The sequence below is a fragment of the Micromonospora sp. NPDC049101 genome (genome assembly GCF_040648675.1).
Classification (GTDB): domain Bacteria; phylum Actinomycetota; class Actinomycetes; order Mycobacteriales; family Micromonosporaceae; genus Micromonospora.
Genome location: NZ_JBEZED010000001.1, coordinates 447,848 through 464,636 on the forward strand (window position 1 = coordinate 447,848; position 16,789 = coordinate 464,636).

14 protein-coding genes are annotated in these 16,789 nt (G+C 70.3%); 7 read left to right on the forward strand and 7 right to left on the reverse strand.

Annotated features, from left to right (window positions below; translation table 11 throughout):
• Window positions 1–23 precede the first annotated feature (23 nt).
• Window positions 24–2,084: a cellulose binding domain-containing protein gene (locus AB0B57_RS02050; RefSeq protein WP_357064191.1), complete on the reverse strand. Its 2,061-nt coding sequence runs from the start codon at window positions 2,082–2,084 to the stop codon at window positions 24–26.
• Window positions 2,085–2,775: 691 nt separating this feature from the next.
• On the opposite strand from AB0B57_RS02050, the gene AB0B57_RS02055 reads away from it, so the two are divergent.
• Complete coding sequence (locus AB0B57_RS02055; RefSeq protein ID WP_357064194.1) at window positions 2,776–4,131, forward strand: PHB depolymerase family esterase; 1,356 nt, start codon at window positions 2,776–2,778, stop codon at window positions 4,129–4,131.
• Window positions 4,132–4,333: 202 nt separating this feature from the next.
• Here AB0B57_RS02055 and AB0B57_RS02060 read toward each other — a convergent pair whose 3' ends face one another.
• From AB0B57_RS02060 to AB0B57_RS02075, 4 genes are read right to left on the reverse strand one after another with little or no spacing between them, the layout of a single operon-like run.
• Window positions 4,334–5,371: a LacI family DNA-binding transcriptional regulator gene (locus AB0B57_RS02060; protein WP_357064197.1), complete on the reverse strand. Its 1,038-nt coding sequence runs from the start codon at window positions 5,369–5,371 to the stop codon at window positions 4,334–4,336.
• 53 nt (window positions 5,372–5,424) lie between these two features.
• Entirely contained in the window at window positions 5,425–6,261 is an 837-nt protein-coding gene (locus tag AB0B57_RS02065; protein ID WP_357064198.1) for a carbohydrate ABC transporter permease, read from the reverse strand.
• Window positions 6,258–7,256, reverse strand: coding sequence for a sugar ABC transporter permease (locus AB0B57_RS02070; RefSeq protein ID WP_357064200.1), 999 nt, complete (start codon window positions 7,254–7,256; stop codon window positions 6,258–6,260). The genes AB0B57_RS02065 and AB0B57_RS02070 overlap by 4 nt, the downstream gene beginning before the upstream one ends.
• Window positions 7,257–7,308: 52 nt before the next feature.
• Window positions 7,309–8,604, reverse strand: coding sequence for an extracellular solute-binding protein (locus AB0B57_RS02075; RefSeq protein WP_357064203.1), 1,296 nt, complete (start codon window positions 8,602–8,604; stop codon window positions 7,309–7,311).
• Window positions 8,605–8,852: 248 nt separating this feature from the next.
• Here AB0B57_RS02075 and AB0B57_RS02080 point away from each other — a divergent pair, with 248 nt between their 5' ends.
• Complete coding sequence (locus AB0B57_RS02080) at window positions 8,853–10,478, forward strand: glycoside hydrolase family 43 protein (RefSeq protein WP_357064206.1); 1,626 nt, start codon at window positions 8,853–8,855, stop codon at window positions 10,476–10,478.
• A gap of 33 nt (window positions 10,479–10,511) precedes the next feature.
• Here the strand turns inward: AB0B57_RS02080 and AB0B57_RS02085 are convergent, their stop codons facing one another.
• Window positions 10,512–11,390, reverse strand: coding sequence for a dihydrodipicolinate synthase family protein (locus AB0B57_RS02085; RefSeq protein ID WP_357064208.1), 879 nt, complete (start codon window positions 11,388–11,390; stop codon window positions 10,512–10,514).
• A gap of 71 nt (window positions 11,391–11,461) precedes the next feature.
• Between AB0B57_RS02085 and AB0B57_RS02090 the strand changes: the two genes are divergently transcribed.
• The 5 genes from AB0B57_RS02090 (at window position 11,462) to AB0B57_RS02110 (ending at window position 15,377) form a co-directional block, all read left to right on the forward strand.
• Window positions 11,462–12,400 (forward strand): LysR family transcriptional regulator, encoded by a 939-nt coding sequence (locus tag AB0B57_RS02090; protein ID WP_357064211.1) that lies wholly within the window; start codon window positions 11,462–11,464, stop codon window positions 12,398–12,400.
• A gap of 147 nt (window positions 12,401–12,547) precedes the next feature.
• Window positions 12,548–13,762, forward strand: a complete 1,215-nt coding sequence (locus AB0B57_RS02095; protein WP_357064213.1) for a chitosanase — start codon at window positions 12,548–12,550, stop codon at window positions 13,760–13,762.
• 118 nt (window positions 13,763–13,880) lie between these two features.
• Window positions 13,881–14,273 (forward strand): MerR family transcriptional regulator, encoded by a 393-nt coding sequence (locus AB0B57_RS02100; RefSeq protein WP_357064216.1) that lies wholly within the window; start codon window positions 13,881–13,883, stop codon window positions 14,271–14,273.
• Window positions 14,243–14,590 carry a thioredoxin gene (gene trxA, locus AB0B57_RS02105; protein ID WP_357064218.1) on the forward strand — a complete coding sequence of 116 codons (348 nt, stop codon included), beginning with the start codon at window positions 14,243–14,245 and terminating at the stop codon, window positions 14,588–14,590. Before AB0B57_RS02100 ends, trxA begins: the two co-directional genes overlap by 31 nt.
• Before the next feature lie 40 nt (window positions 14,591–14,630).
• Complete coding sequence (locus tag AB0B57_RS02110; protein WP_357064222.1) at window positions 14,631–15,377, forward strand: MBL fold metallo-hydrolase; 747 nt, start codon at window positions 14,631–14,633, stop codon at window positions 15,375–15,377.
• Here the strand turns inward: AB0B57_RS02110 and AB0B57_RS02115 are convergent.
• Window positions 15,374–16,789, reverse strand: a complete 1,416-nt coding sequence (locus tag AB0B57_RS02115; protein ID WP_357064225.1) for a HAMP domain-containing sensor histidine kinase — start codon at window positions 16,787–16,789, stop codon at window positions 15,374–15,376. The genes AB0B57_RS02110 and AB0B57_RS02115 overlap by 4 nt on opposite strands.

A 16,789-nucleotide genomic window follows, 5' to 3' on the forward strand; every position in this document is an offset into this window, starting at 1 on the left:
CCAGCCGGACCACGGCGGTGGTGTCAGCCGGTCGCGCAGACGGTGCCGTTCAGGCGGAACGCGGTGGGCAGCACGTTCGGCCCGCTGTACGCGCCGACGAAGCCGGCGCTCACGCTGCCGCCGGCGGCGATCTGCCGGTTGTCGTTGGTGGACGTGACCCGGACGGCGGTGCCGGTCTGCTCCCAGGTGGCACTCCAACCGCTGCCCACCTTCTGCCAACCGGTCGGCCAGGTCCAGGTGAGCGTCCACCCGTTGATCGGACTGGCCCCGTTGTTGACGATCTCGACGCCACCGATGTAGCCGTTGCCCCAGTCGTTGTTTGTGGTGAACCGGACGGTGCACGCACCTTCGGTGGCGCTGCCGGTGGCGAAGGTGCGTGGCGGTGAGGCCCAGGACACCCGGCCGGCGGTGTCGCGGGCCAGCACGTTGACGGTGTATCTGCTGCCCGGCACCAGGTTGTTGACCGTGAACGAGGTGGTCGCCGTCTCGCCGATTTGCTCGCTGACCGCGCCGTTCTGCCGGTACACCTCGTACTTGGCAATCGGACTGTCGCCCGGGGTGGCCGCCGGCCAGGTGATCGTCGCGGCGCGGTCGGTGACGTCGCCGACGGTGGGTTGGCCCGGCGCCGCGGGCCGGCCGGTGGTCGTGCCGGCCGGGCGCAGCACGAGCGTCGTCAACGAGTACGCCGGCAGCGTCCGACTGGTCGCGGAGCCGGACTGGCCCGTGGCGATGCCGGTGGCGCCGTTGGTGAGGGTGGAGACGGTCGGCGCGGCGCTCGACGGGGTGAAGCCGGCGTAGTCGATGGCGACCTCGTGCGCGTTGTCCGGGTCCTTGTTCAGCAGCAGCACCGCCAGGTCGCCGTTGCTTCGACGGACGGCGTGCGCGCTGACCAGCGGTTCGTCGGTGCCGGCCCGGATGAACTGGTCACCGGCCTGGGCGAACAGGCTCATCATGGTCAGCCCGTGGTACGGGGCGAACGGGGTGTTCAGTGGTGGTTCGCAGACCGAGCCGTCCTCGGTGCAGGTGCCGCTAGAGAGCATTCCGAAGTCGCCGTAGTCGGTCTGGCCGGCCACCTGCGTCACGGTGCCGATGCCGTTGTGCACGTTCCACCACTGGACGGTGAAGACGCCGGCCTCCAGCAGAGCGCTGTAGGCGTCGGCCAGGAAGAGCGCCCCGGGCTGGGTGTTCTGGCCCGTGCCGACGTTCAGCTCGGTGAAGCTGATGCCGATGCGGTCGGCGTTCGGGCCCGCGTACCGGCTGATCTGCTGCCGGAGCAGGTAGGTCGCGTCGGGGACGTGGCTGGTGCGAGTCAGGGACTCGGCCGCGGTGCCGCCCGGGTACCAGTGCACGTCCACGAAGTCGATCCTCGGGCCGGCGATGGAGAGCACTGTCTGGTTCCACGGGCCGGGGTCGCTGCCGGCGGTGATCCCGTCCGGCCAGTTGCCCGGCATCGTCAGCACCGCGCCGACCTTGACGCTCGGGTCGACCGCCTTCATCGCGTCGGCGTACTCGACGACCAGCCTCGCGTACTGTGTGGCGCTCTTGTCCGGGTGGTTGTCGGCCTCCCAGGCCGAGCCGTAGTGGCCGTTGCCGTAGTTCTCGTTGCCGACCGCCCAGTACCGCGTGCCGTAGCCCTTTGTCACGTTCGCGTACCGCACCCAGTCGGCCGCCTCGGCGGGCGTCCCGGTGCCGTAGTTCGCGATGATCATTGGTTGCGCGCCGGCCCGCCGGGCCGCCGCCATGAAGGTGTCGAAGTCGGTCCCCGGCGCGACGTAGCCGCCGGGCGCGGTGTGGTCCTTCCAGTGGTAGATGTCGGCGTACGAGCCGCCGGGGTACCGCATCATCCGCACACCGGCTTCGCGCAGCAGGTCCGACGTCGCGGTGGTGCCCAGGTTGGCGTCCCAGATGGCGTGGTTGACGCCCAGCGCGGTGTCGGGCACGGTCGCCAGCCCCGCGCGGGCGTTGACGGTCACGGTGACCGGGTCGGGGGCCGCGCTGGCGGTCGGTGGGTTGATGCCGGAGAGCGCGGTGGCGGCGAGCAGCACGCTCGCCACCAGGGACGCGCGCCTCGTCTGCTTCTGCATGGGCTGGGGTTCCTTCGCGGAAGGGAGTGGTCCATCGCTTGTCGCACCGCCCCCAGCATCCGTACCGGATGCTGGTTGCCCATTGGACGAACATCGGCCCGCGCGCGGCCTGTCATCGACGCACAAGGATGTCATGGCCAGATCGCGGATCTCAAGGGGCGTTAGCTGTCGTCGTCCTCGCCCCGGCCACCACGGCGTCTACGCACGGCACCGGCAGCCAGCAGGGTGACGACCGCGGCGGTCAACTGGAGTACGGAACCGAGCAGATCGACAAGGCTGGAGATGGCGTCAGCGTCTGGCACAAGGTCCATGGATGGCCTCCGGGTTCGTGCCCACCGTCCGCTTCCTGCGGAAGGCCCTCCCCCGGGCCCGAGCGGTCAGCCGCCAGAGCACCACCGCCATTGTGACACTCCCGCCCCACCGAAAAACAAGCCTCCGAGCAATCGACTGACGTCATACGTTACAACTTGACGAACGGCATGTTATCGCTCACAGTCGATGTCGAGGCGGCCAGCGTTCGCGGCTCGCGGGAGAGCTCCCGCTGGTCGGCCTCGGCGTCACGGCGTCCGGCCGGGCATCCGGGCGTCGCATCAGGACTCGACAGTGGCCGCCGGCGACGCGCGGCGGACGACGCACGTCCGCGCTCCGTGCTGCCGCCGAGTCCCCCGACCCCGCACAAGAGGAAGCGCCGATGAGATCAAGGATCGCACTGCTGGCCGCCGCGCTCGCGACGGCCCTGGCGACGATGACGGCCGTGGTCACGGCCGCCACCCCGGCGTCGGCCGCGACGCTCACCCAGGTGACCAACTTCGGCACCAACCCGACGAACCTCCAGATGCACCTGTACGTGCCGGACCGGGTCGCGGCCCAGCCAGCCCTCCTGCTCGCGTTGCACTACTGCACCGGCAGCGGCCCGGCCGTGCACTCCGGTTTCGGGCTCAGCACCCTCGCCGACCGTTACGGCTTCATCGTGATCTACCCGTCGGTGACCCGCAGCAGCAAGTGTTGGGATGTCTCCTCCCCACAGGCGCTGCGGCGCGACGGCGGCAGCGACCCGATCGGCCTCAAGTCCATGGTCGACTACGTCCGGGGCCGCTACCCGGTCGATGCGAACCGGATCGCCGTGGGTGGCTTCTCCTCCGGGGCCATGATGACGAACGTCATGGTCGGCCTCTACCCCGACCTGTTCAGTGCCGGGTTCAGCTCGTCCGGGGTCCCGTTTGGCTGCTTCGCCACCACCAACGGCGCCGAGTGGAACAGCGAGTGTTCCGGCGGGCGCATCGTCCGGACCCCGCAACAGTGGGGTGATCTGGTGCGCAACGCCTACCCCGGCTACACCGGCAGTCGTCCCCGGGTGCAGATCTGGCACGGCACCACGGACACCACGCTGAGCTACGTCAACTTCGGCGAGCAGGTCAAGCAGTGGACAAACGTCCTGGGCGTGTCCCAGACCCCCAGCTACACCGACTCCCCGCAGGCCAGCGCCACCCGTACCCGGTACGGAGGCACCGGTGGCACGGCGCCCGTCGAGGCCATCAGCTTCCAGGGGTACGGCCACTCCATCCCGTTCGACGCCGCGCAGGCCATCCGGTTCCTCGGCTTCGACACCACAAGCCCCACCACGCCGCCGCCGAACCCGACCACTCCGCCACCGGGCGGCACGGCCGGGCCGCTGCGCAACACCAACGCCGGTCGGTGCCTGGACGTCCCGTCGCGGTCGCAGACCAACGGCACCCAGGTCGCGTTGTGGGACTGCAACGGCGGCACCAACCAGCAGTGGACGCCGACCGCCGCCAAGCAACTCCAGGTGTACGGCACGAAGTGCCTGGACGCCGAGCGCCAGGGCACCACGGCGGGCACCCGGGCGATCATCTGGGACTGCACCGGCGGCACCAACCAGCAGTGGAACGTCAACAGCGACGGCACCATCACCGGCGTGCAGTCCGGCCTGTGCCTCGCGCCGAACGCCGGTGGCACCGCCAACAGCACCCCGGTCGTTCTCGCAAGCTGTACCAGCGCGACCAGCCAGCGGTGGACCCGAAGCTGAGTCCGTACCGGTAGCGTTCGGCTGGAGCCACGCGGGTGGCCCGGCTCGGGATCCTTCCCGAACCGGGCCACCCGTGCTCTCGGCGGCCCCCGTGCTCCGGTTCCCAGGTCGACTCGGCTTTCATGATGTCGGGGTGTCCCCGACACCCGGACACCGCGATTTCCGTGAACCCGAGTCGATCACGGGACGGCTGAGCGAGGCGTCACGAGCCCGAGGTCACCGGCCGCCGTGGTGGTGCGGCACTGTCGCGGACGATGAGCTCGGTGGCGAGCTCGACCCGGGGGCTCTCGGTCCTCTCGCCGCTGGCGAGGCGCAACACGGTCCGTGCGGCCAGCATGCCCATCTCGGCCAGGGGTTGACGCACGGTGGTCAGCGGCGGGGAGCACCACCGGACCTCCGGCAGGTCGTCGAAGCCGACCACGCTGATGTCGTCGGGCACCCGCAGGCCACGTTTGCGGACCGCCTCGTAGACGCCGAGTGCCATCTGGTCGCTGGAGGCGAAGATGGCGGTGGGCGGGTCGGGCAGGGCCAGGAGCTGGGTGCCCGCGCTGAACCCGGACTCGTGGTAGAAGTTGCCGGGGCGGATGAGGCTGTCGTCGAGGGGGATGTCGGCGGCGCCGAGCGCGGCCCGGTAGCCGTCCATCCGGGCCCGGCTGCACATCAGGTGCGGTGGGCCGGCGATGAAGCCGATGCGGCGGTGCCCGAGACTGATCAGGTACTGGTTGGCGCTCAGGCTGCCCGCCCAGTTGGTGGCGCCGATGGTGGGTGACTCCTGCGGATCGACGCCGGCGGGGTCGATGATGACCACCGGCAGGTGCAGGCGGCGCAGTTCGGCCTGCAACGGCGGGTTCACCATCGAGGTCACGAAGATGATGCCCTCGGTGGAGCGGGTACGCATGTTGTCGAGCCACTGCTTGGCCGAGGAGATGCGCCAGTGGATGGCCGACACGACGGTGCCGACGCCGCTGGTCTGACCGACGTCCTCCACCCCGCGGATGATCTCCACGGCCCACGGGCTGTCCAGGTCGTTGAAGACCAGGTCGATAAGCGCGGCGTCGGTGCGCCGGGCCGGTGACCGGCGGCGGTAGCCGTGCCGGTTGAGCAGCGCCTCGACCCGTTCCCGGGTGTCCGGGGCGACGTCGGAGCGTCCGTTGATGACCCGGGAGACCGTGGGCACGGAGACACCGGCCAGTCGCGCGATCATCGCGATGGTGACGTTTCGGCCGGTCTCCGCGCCCACGGTCGCTCCTTCGTCTGCCTGGAAGCTTCAGGTCTGCTCGCGGTGGTGCGGTGTCACCCCTTGACGCTGCCGGTCAGGCCGCCGATGAGCTGTCGTTCGGCCACGGCGTAGAAGCCGAGGGCCGGGATCATGGACAGCACGACGTAGGCGAGCACCCGTGCGGTGTCGTCGGCGTACTGGCCCTGGAAGGCCTGGACCCCGACGGGGAGCGTCCACCAGCTCTGGTCGCTGAAGACGACGAGCGGCAGCATGAAGTTGTTCCAGCTGGTCACGATCGCCAGCACCGAGACGGTGGCCAGGGCGGGACGGGCCATCGGCAGCAGGACCCGCCAGAAGAACCCGAAGGAACTGCAGCCGTCCAGGACGGCGGCCTCCTCCACCTCGGCCGGGATGGTACGGAAGAACTGGCGCAGGATGATGATGGTGATCGGCAGCCCGAAGGCGGCCTGGGGCAGGATGACGCCGAGCGGGTTGTCCAGCAGACCCATGGCGCGCAGCAGGACGAACAGCGGCAGGATGGCCACCGCGAACGGGAACATCAGACCGATCGCGAAGAGGGTCACCAGGAACTCGCGGCCCCGGAACGCGTAGCGCGCGAAGACGAACGCGGCCATCGCCGCCGCGCCGACGACGATGACGGTGCTGGTGACGGCGATCAGCACACTGTTGCCGAGCTGTCGCCAGAAGAGCTCGTTGGCGAGGATGTCGCCGTAGTTGCCCACCCAGGGGTCGGGCCAGCCCAGCGGGTTGGTGGACAGTTGACCGTTGTCCTTGAAGCCGCCGAGCACCCCGAACCAGACCGGTACGACGATCAGCGCGCCGACGGCCACGCAGATCAGGTGCAGCACGAGGCTGCGGGTCCGCTGGGCGCGACTGGTCCTGGCGGTCATCGCTGGCCTCCCTGGTTGGTGATCGCGCCCTCGGTGTCCCGACGCAGGACCACGCGCTGGTAGAACAGGGCGAAGACGAGGCTCAGCAGGAACATGATGATGCTGATCGCACTGGCGTAGCCGACTTCGAAGCGGCGGAAACCGTACTCGTACATCGTCACGGCCATGGTCTCCGAGGAGTGGATCGGGCCACCGCCGGTGAGCACCCAGACCATGTCGAACAGCTGGATGGTGCCGATGACCGACAGGAACACGCTGATCCGGATCGTCGGGCCCAGCAGGGGCAGGGTGACGTGCCGGAACGCCTGCCAGGCGGTGGCGCCGTCGGTGACCGCGGCCTCGGAGAGCTCCTTGGGGATGCCCTGTCGGGCCGCCAGGAAGAGCATCATGTAGAGGCCGAAGTACTTCCAGGACACCACCAGGAAGACGGCGAACAGCACGGTGTCCGGGTCGGCGAAGACGGCACCGGCGTCCGCGCCGAGCCAGCCGGAGAGCGCCTCGCCCAGGCCCCGGTTGGGTGAGAACACCAGGGTGAACAGAACTGCCGTGGTGACCTCGGACAGCACGTACGGGGCGAAGAAGATCAGCCGGTAGACGGCGCGGCCCCGCAGGGGCTGGTTGAGCAGCATGGCCAGGGCCAGCGCGGCGGGCAGTTGGACGGCCAGCGACAGCAGCACCAGCACGAACCCGCGCCACAGGTCGCCCCGGAAGGTGGGGTCGTTGAAGGCGCGCGTGTAGTTGTCCAGCCCGACGAAGTTCTCCGGTAGCCCGAAGCCGTTCCACTTGTAGAGGCTGGCGTAGCTGGCCACCAGGATCGGGGCGATGACCAGCAGCAGGAACAACGCCAGGGCTGGTGTGAGGAAGACAGCGAGGACGCCGCCGCGGCCCGGCCGGGGCTGGCGGCCGCGCTGACGCGCGGTGCCCGGCCCCGGTGCCGGCGGGTCCGTCGCCGTGTCGCCGTGCCTGGTGTCCGACACGGTCGATGGCGTGGTCATGCCTACTCCACTGGGGTTTTGCGGCCGGCTACGGATGGGTGGGAGAGCATGCTCAGACGCTCTTCGCCACCTGCGTGATGTCCTTGACGATCTGCGCGGGCGACTTGTTGCCGGCGATGAGCTCGGCCACGCTGTCGTTGATCTGCGAACCGAGCGCGGGCGCGTACGCCTGGTCGAGGTAGAGCTGGAAGCCGGTGTAGCTGGCGAGCGTCTCCGCGACGGTCTTGGCGTTGGGGTCGGTGATGGCCGACGCGGCTTCCTTCACGGTCGGCAGCACCGCGCCGGTCTTCGTGGCCGTGCGCTGGTTGTCGGGGCTGAGCAGGAACTTCAGGAAGTCGACGGTGGCGCCTGGCGCGTTCTTGCCGATGGCGAAGCCGTTGCCGCCGCCGAACACCTCGGTGGCGGTGCCCTTTCCGCCCTCGACCGAGGGGAAGGGGAAGAAGCCGAGCTTGTCGCCGATGCCCTTCTTGCTGGTGGAGCTCGTCGCCTGCGTCGCCGGCGCCCACTGCCCCATCAGCTCCATGGCGGCACCACCGTTGCCCATGGTGGCGGCCTGCCCGTCGGGCGAGCTGTACGACGCCCCGAGGAACCCCTTCTGGAACGGCTGGAGGTCGACGAGTTCCTTGAGCCGGTCACCGGCGGCGACGAGGTCGGGACTGTCGAAGTTCTTGTCCGTGACGGCCTTGCCCAGCGCGTCCTTGCCGCCGATGCGCATCGCGAGGTAGGACCAGTAGAAGTGCGCCGGCCACTTGTCCTTGCCGGCCAGGGCGATCGGGGTGATGCCCGCACCCTTGAGCTTGCGGACCGCGTCGAGCACACCCGTCCAGGTGGTGGGTGGGGCGGTGATGCCGGCGCGGGTGAAGAGGTCCTTGTTGTACCAGAAACCGACCATACCGATGTCGAACGGAACGCCGTAGATCTTGCCGTCGATCGTGTACGGCTCCATGGCGGCGGGCAGCAACCCGCCGATCCACGGCTTCACGTCGTCGGTGAGGTCCTTGACCAGGCCCGCGTCCACCTGCTGCTTGAGCACGCCGCCGCCCCAGGACTGGAAGAGGTCCGGCGGGTCGCCGGCCTGGGTGACGGTGGTGAGCTTGGCCTTGAAGGCCTCGTTCTCCAGGGGCTGGATGTCGAAGGTGACGTTGGTGTGTGCCGCCTTGTACTCGTTCGCCATCGCCGCCCACACGGGCAGCAGCGGGTCGGTGTTCTGGATGTGCCACCAGTTGATGGTCTGTGGCGCGTTCGGGTCGCTGGACTTGTCGTCACCGCCACAGGCGCTCAACAGGTATGCGCCGGCGCCGGCACCGGCGAGGCCGAGCAGCGTTCGGCGGGAAAGGTGCGCTGTCATGATCCATCCCTTCGGGGACTCACGGGGGTGCTCGGACGCCGGTCGAGCCGGCAGGGGGAACATGGATCTCCGGAACTTTCATTGCTTCGCCGGTATTACCGGTCGATGGCCGGCACGCTACGAGCTGTTGCCGCGACGGTCAAGACCTCTGTCCTATTGCGAAAAGACCGGCTAGCGTAGTCAGGACTTCCAGTGATCCTGGACCGCAAGTTTCCGGAAGTTCCAGACAGTCCCCCAGAGGAGCTCTCGTGTCGACCGACATCGCTGATGTGGTGACCGCTGCCCGGTCGATCCGCAATCCCGTCCTCGCCGGCTTCCATCCGGATCCGTCGATCCTGCGCGTCGACGACGACTACTACCTGGCCACCTCGACCTTCGAGTGGTATCCGGGTGTGCGTGTGCACCATTCGCGTGATCTCGTGAACTGGCGCACGCTGGGCGGGATCATCACCGACCGCCGCCTGCTCGACCTGCGCGGCTGCGGCGACTCCAACGGCGTGTGGGCGCCCGACCTGACGTACCACGACGGCCAGTTCCACCTCGTCTACAGCGACGTGGCAAGCTTCGCCAGCGGCTACTGGGATCCACAGAACTTCCTGGTCACCGCCGAGGACATCGCCGGCCCCTGGTCGGATCCGGTGAAGCTGCACGGGCGCGGTTTCGACGCCGCCCTGTTCCACGACGACGACGGCACCACCTGGCTGCTGAGCATGAGCGCCGACTGGCGACCCGGTCGGGACCGCTTCGGCGGCATCGAGATCCAACAGTACGACCGGGCCGCGCGCCGTCTGGTCGGCCGACCCCGCATCCTGTTCACCGGCACCCCGGTCGGGGTCACCGAGGGCCCGCACCTGTACCGCCACGACGGGTGGTACTGGCTGATCACCGCCGAGGGCGGCACCAGCTGGGAGCACCAGGTCACCGTTGCGCGGTCCCGGGAGCTGTTCGGGCCGTACGAGGTCCAGCCGGACGGCCCGCTGCTCAGCTCGGTCGGCCGGCCGGACCTGCGGTTGCAGAAGGCCGGGCACGGCAGCCTGGTCCGCACCCAGGGCGGCGAGTGGTATCTGGCCCACCTGGTGGGTCGCCCCTACTCACCGCTGGGCAGTTGCGTGCTGGGCCGGGAGACCGCGATCCAGCGGGTCGAGTGGCCCTCGAATGGCTGGCCCCGCATCCCCGGAGGGGTGCCGGCGGACGAGGTCGTCGCACCGGACCTACCCCCGCACCCGTGGCCGGCGGAGCCGGACACCGACCACTTCGACGCCCCCGAGCTGGGTCTGTGCTGGTCGACGCTGCGCCGGCCGGCCACCGACGACTGGATCGACCTGCGGTCCCGGCCGTCGCACCTGCGCGTGCACGGCGGGCAGTCGCCGGTCGGCCGACAGGCCCCCAGCCTGGTCGCGCGACGCGTCGAGGCGACGCACTGCTCCCTGGAGACCGTGGTGGAGTTCGACCCGGTCGACCACCGTCAGCTCGCCGGCATCACCGCGTACTACAACACCCTCAACTGGCACCACCTCTACCTGACCCGCGCCGACGACGGGCGGACGGTGCTGGAGCTGCTGAGTTCCGACAACGGGCGGCGCACCCCGTACCCCGAGCTGACCGTCGATGCCAGCGGGGTCGCGCGGGTGGGTCTGCGGGCGGTGTTCGACGGGCCGGTGGTGCGCTTCGAGTACGACCTCGGCGCGGGTTGGCAGCGGTTGCCGGTCGACCTGGACGCGACGATCCTGTCCGACGAGCACGCCGCGCTGATCATCGACGGGGAGCCGGCGGCGTGGGGCTTCACCGGGGCGTTCGTCGGCCTGTGGGTGCAGGACCTGGGTGGCGACGGGGTGTACGCCGACTTCGACCGGGCCACCTATCGGGAGCACTGACCGTGCGGACGCCGCCCGGCGGGTGCCGTCCGGTCACCTCGGCGCGCTCGTCAGCTCGTCCAGGTGCCGGAGTGCCCGCCGCGCGGCGTCCGGACCGGCGGGCAGCAACGGCAGCCGTACGGCGGCCGTCGGGATGCGACCCCGCGCGTGGAGCACCGACTTGATCACCGTCGGGTTGGGCTCGGCGAACAGCGCCGCCGACAGGCCCGCGAGCCGATGGCCGAGCGACCGCCCACGGACGACGTCGCCGGCGTGCCAGTGCGCGACCAGCCGGACGAAGTCCGGGGCGGCGACCTGGGCCGAGGCCGCGATGGCGCCGTGCGCGCCGAGGGCGAGCAACGGGGAGATGAGCGGGTCCTCGCCACCGAGCACGGCGAAGCCGGGCCGGATGTTGGCGAGGAAGTCGACGGTGTCCCCGTCGATCCCGCCGGTGGCGTACTTGATGCCGATGACGCCGGGCAGGCCGGCGAGCTGCCGGAGATCGCCGGCGTGGAGGTGCTGCCCGGTGCGGTACGGGACGTGATAGACGACAAGCGGCACCGGGCTGGCCCGGGCGAGGTGGGTGAAGTAGGCGAGCACTCCCGCCGCGCCGGGCCGCAGGAACGAGGGCACCAGGCAGAGCGCCGCCGTCACCTCCGGCCGGTCGGACAGGGCGCGCAACGCCTCGACGCTGTTGGCGCCGACGAGCAGACGGGCGCGGCGCGCACGGCAGACCGCGGCCAGGACGTCGAGCACCGCGCCGCGCTCCTCGTCGGTGAGCGCGGCCGGCTCCCCCGTCGTGCCGAGCGCGACCAGACCGGCCGCGCCGGCATCCAGGGCATCGGTCGCGAGGGCCGTCAGCGCGTCGGTGGCGACGCGCCCGGCCAGGTCGAAGGGCGTGATCAGCGGTACGTACAGGCCGGTCAGGGTCATGCCTTCCACTCTCGGCCGAGCGACCAGGAAGGTCCAGTTCCGATTGCTCAACCAATACGTAAGCTGAGCTGATGCTTGACGTTCGCCGGCTGATCCTGCTGCGGGATCTGGCCCGCCTCGGCACCATCGCCGCGGTCGCCCAGGCGCACTCCTACACGCCGTCTGCCGTCTCGCAGCAACTGGCCGCCCTCCAGCGGGAGGCGGGCACCCGGTTGCTGGAGCGCACCGGCCGGCGGGTCGGCCTCACGTCGACCGCCGACGCGCTCGTGCGGCACACCGAGGTCATCCTCGCCGCGCTGGAAGCCGCCGACGCGACCCTGGCGGCAGCCCGAACCGGGGTGCGCGCAAGCGTACGCATCGGCGCCTTTCCCAGCGCCGTCCGCACCCTGCTCCCCGCGGCCCTGGTCAGCCTGGCCCGCGACCATCCCGCGCTCGACCTCATGATCACCGAGCTGGACCCGGTCGGCATGCCGACCGCGCTGCGGAACCGACGGCTCGACGTCGCGCTGCTGCACGACTACGACATCGCGCCGGTCCCACCCGACCCGGCGCTGGACTCGATCGCGCTGCTGGAGGAGACGGTCTTCCTCGCCGTGCCCCGCAAGCCCGACCACACCGCCGCCGAGCACAGCGCCGCCCAGCACAGCGCCGCCGAGCGCACCAGGTCCGACCCGATCAGCGGAGCACGCGACGCGCAGTGGATCGTCGGCAGCCCCGGCACGCTCTGCCACTCGGTGGCCCTGCACGCCTGCCAGATGGCGGGCTTCGCTCCGGCGGTGCGGCACCACGCCGACGACTTCGCCGCCATGCTCGCGCTTGTCGCCGCCGGCCAGGGCGTCGCTCTCGTTCCGCAGCTCGCCGTCGCGCAGCCCTCCCCACAGGTCCGGCTCCTGCCGCTGGCCATGCGCCGCCGCACCCGCGTCGCCTACCGCCGGGGTGCGGGCGGCCACCCGGCGGTCGTCGCGTGCGTCGCCGCACTCCGCAGCGCCACCACCGCCTTCCTCGGTTGAGCCAAGGCCGTCCACGATTGACTGTTGATCGACGTAGCACTATTTGTTAATAATGTTTCCTGATGCTCGCGGTGCCCGCCGGGGCCGATCGCCGCGCCGGGCACCGACCGGCCGGCGGCACGCCGCCCCTTCCCCCGAGGAAACACCATGGTGCGCAAGAGAACAGCCGCCTACGTCATGGGCACCCTGCTGACCGGCGTCGCGGCGGTCGGCTACGGCCTGCCGTCGGCCAGCGCCGCGACCGCCGGCCCGATCACCGGTCTCGGCGGCAAGTGCGTCGACGTCGCCGGGGCCAATCCGGCAAACGGCACGCCGGTCCAGCTCTACGACTGCAACGGCAGCGCGGCCCAGACGTGGACGGTCGGCAACACCGACGCCTCGATCCGCGCGCTCGGCAAGTGCCTGGACGTCACCGCCGCGTCGACCGCCAACGGCGCCAAGATCCAGCTGTACGACTGCAACAACACCGGCGCGCAGAAGTGGACGGCCAGCAACGGCGCACTGGTCAACACCGCATCGGGCAAGTGCCTCGACGTGACCGACCGGAGCACCGCCAACGGTGCCCGGTTGCAGATCTGGACCTGCGGGGGCACCACCAACCAGCAGTGGACACTGCCCGGCGGGGGCACACCCAGCCCAACGCCGACCGGCACCGTCCCGGCCGGCACCAACCTCGACGACCCGGCGAAGAAGGACGTCGCCATGCAGCTCGTCTCGGCCGCGGAAAACTCCTCACTCGACTGGCGCGCGCAGTTCTCCTACATCGAGGACATCGGCGACGGGCGGGGTTACACCGCCGGCATCATCGGCTTCTGCTCCGGCACCGGTGACATGCTCGAACTGGTCGAGGCGTACACCCGCACCAAGCCGGGCAACGTGCTGGCCGGGTACCTGCCGGCGCTGCGCGCCGTCGACGGCACCTCCTCGCACGCGGGTCTGGACCCCAACTTCCCCCGCGACTGGCGGGCCGCGGCCACCGACTCGGTGTTCCGCGCCGCGCAGGAGGCCGAGCGGGACCGGGTCTACTTCAACCCATCGGTACGCGACGGCAAGAACGACCAGGTCCGGGCACTCGGCCAGTTCGCCTACTACGACGCGGCGGTCATGCACGGGTACGAGGGCATGCGCCAGATCCGCAACCGCGCCCTCGCCCGCGCGAAGCCCCCGGCCCAGGGTGGCGACGAGCGGACCTGGCTCAACGCGTTCCTCGACGAACGGGTCATCGAGATGAAGAAGGAGGAGGCCCACTCGGACACGTCCCGCGTCGACACCGCCCAGCGGGTGTTCCTCAACAACGGCAACTTCACCCTGACCACACCGCTGGTGTTCGCCGTCTACGGCGAACAGTTCCGCATCGGCTAGACGAGTAGACGCTCAGGGTGCCGCCTCGCGGCGCCCTGAGCCGTCCCTGGGCGCGACCTTGCCTTGACGCTGACGACAAGGTTTAGCCTGGTCGCGACGGGCTGGTCGAGGAGGTCTGATGCTGATCGGCGAGCTGGCGGAACGGGCCGGCACGAGCACCCGGACGTTGCGCTACTACGAGGCCCACGGTTTGGTACGTCCGCAGCGCTCGGCCAACGGCTACCGCGTCTACGACGAGGCGGAGCTGCGGGTCGTCCAGGAGATCCGCGCACTGCTCGACGTCGGCTTCGGCCTCGACGACGTCCGTCCGTTCGTCGCCTGCCTGCGGGCGGGAAACACGTCCGGCGACGTCTGCCCCGATTCCGTGCTGGTGCTGCGACGCAAGCTCGCCGAGGTCGACGACTACCTCGGTCGGCTCACAGCGGTCCGTCAGCAGTTGCACACCCAGCTCACCCACGCCATCGCGCACCGGGAGGAAACATGCCCCAGGAGACGACAGTCGGCTCCCTGACCACCGTCACGGATGCCACGTTCGCCGAGCTGGTGCTCGCCAGCGACCGGCCCGTCGTGGTCGACTTCTGGGCCGAGTGGTGCCCACCATGCAAAATGATCGAGAAGAGCCTCGTCGAGCTGGCCGGGGAGTTCGGCGACCGGATGGTCATCGCCAAGCTCAATTCCGACGACAACCCGCAGGCCACGCGGCGCTACCGGGTCATGTCCCTGCCGACGCTGCTGGTGTTCCGTCGGGGTGAGGTCGTCGGTTCGGTCGTCGGGTCCAGGCCGAAACTGCACCTGCGACAGAGCCTGACCACGCACGCCGGGCTGTGACCGATCGAGACGTATATCCAGCACTGGCACACTGACCGCCATGACTGACTGGTTCACGCGGGCCGAAGTGGATACCGACGTCATCCGGATCTCGGAACCGCACGTCAACGAACTCCTGTCGGCGAACCTCTGGTGGTTGCGCGGCAACGACCGTGACATCGTGGTCGACGCCGGGCTCGGTGTCGTCGCCCTGCGGGAGGCGATCCCGGCCATGTTCGAGCGTGATCCGATGGTCCTGCTCACCCACGCGCACCTGGATCATGTCGGTGGCGCTGCCGAGTTCGCCGACCGGGCCGCCCATCCCGCCGAAGCGGGGCTCCTGGCGGCGGGCGTACCGGCGAGCCTGTACGGCGCGGAGCTCTACGACAAACTCGGCATCGACGCGGCGGGAGAAGCCGTCCCGGAGCTGATGATCGACACGTTGCCCGAGCCCGACTACGACCCGGCCACCTACCGCGTCGCCCCCGTCACCCTGCACCGCACGCTCGACGATGGCGACCGCGTCGACCTGGGCGGGCGGGCACTGACCGTGCTGCACCTCCCCGGCCACACACCGGGCAGCATCGCCCTGTTGGAGGAGGTCAGCGGGGCCCTGTACTCCGGCGACGTCGTCTACGAGGGCTATCTGATCGACGACCTGCCGAACTCCGACGTGGCCGCCTACCGACAAAGCATGGAGTTCCTCGCCGACCTCGACGTGTCAGTCGTGCATCCCGGCCACGGGCCCAGCTTCGACCGGGCACGCCTTCGTCAGTTGGCCGAGGCCTACCTGCGCAGGAGCGCCTAGGCCCGCTCGTCCTGTGGGATGCGTACGGTGAAGGTGGTGCCCTCGCCCGGCACCGAGCTCACCTCGGCCGTGCCACCGTGCGCCTCGGCGATCGCCGCCACGATGGCAAGGCCGATGCCGGAGCCCTCCCGCTGCCGGCTGCGCGAGGTCGCGCTGCGGTAGAAGCGTTCGAAGACCCGTCGGCTGTCCTCCTCGGTCAGGCCCGGGCCGTCGTCGGCCACCTCGATCACCGCGCCGCCGTCCGAGGTGGAGACCCGGACCTCGGCGGCGGTCCCCGGCGGAGTGTGCCGGCGTACGTTGGACAACAGGTTGGCCAGCAACTGCCGCAGGCGCAACTCGTCGCCGGAGATCACGAGCGAGCCCGGCGCCCGCACGCTCAGCGGGCGGCCGGGCGCGATGGCTCGGGCGTCCGCCGCCGCCTCGGTGGCCAGATGGGTCAGATCCACCTGTTCCCGGTCCAGCGGGCGACCCTCGTCCAGTTTCACCAGCACCAACAGTTCGTTGACCAGTTGGCCCATCCGGGTCGCCTCGGACTCGATGCGTCGCATCGCGACCTCGAGGTCGGCCGGCCGGGCGCCGGCACCGTGCCGGAACAGCTCGGCATATCCGCGGATGGTCGACACCGGAGTGTTGAGCTCGTGCGACGCGTCGGCGACGAACCGCCGCAGCCGCTCCTCCGAGGTCTGCCTTTCCTTGAAGGCGGTCTGGATCTGCACCAGCATCGCGTTGAGCGCCGCGCTGAGCCGCCCGATCTCGGTGTTCGGCCGGGCCGGGCGCACCCGCCGGTCCAGGTGCCCGGCACCGATGTCCGCGGCCACCTCGGCGATCCGGTCCAGCGGGCGGGTGCCCAGGCCGATCAGCCACCACGCGATCAGCACCATGGCGGCCAGGATGACCGCGGTGGCGACCGCCTGGGTACGGATGAGCTGGCGGTTCGCCACGTCGTAGTCGGTGAGCGGGAGGCCGACCTGCAGGATCGTCCGCCGGTCGGGCAACCAGCCGGATCGCACCCGCCACTGGTTCGGCTGCTGATCTGTCAGCGTGACTGTCGCGTACACCGCGCCGTCCGGTCTGCTCGTGCTGGGATCCCTCGGTTGCAGCCGGATCGCGGACGCCTGCCCGCCCGGATTCTGCAGGTCCAGCATCGGGGTGCCGTCCGGGGCCAGGATCCGCAGAAGCACGAACGGCTGACCGCCCGCGCTGGCCAGCCGGTCGCTGCCGGCACCGGACGGGCTCAGCCCGGTGCCGTTGTCCACCTGCGCCGCGACCGCCGTGCTCAGCTGATCGAGCTGGGTGTCGGTGCGGGTCACCAGGAAATACCGCAGCGCGGCCAGGGTGGCCAGCGCGGCCACGCACATCCCGGCCGCCAGCAGCACCGCGACCAGGATGATGAGCCGGCCCCGCAGGCTCAT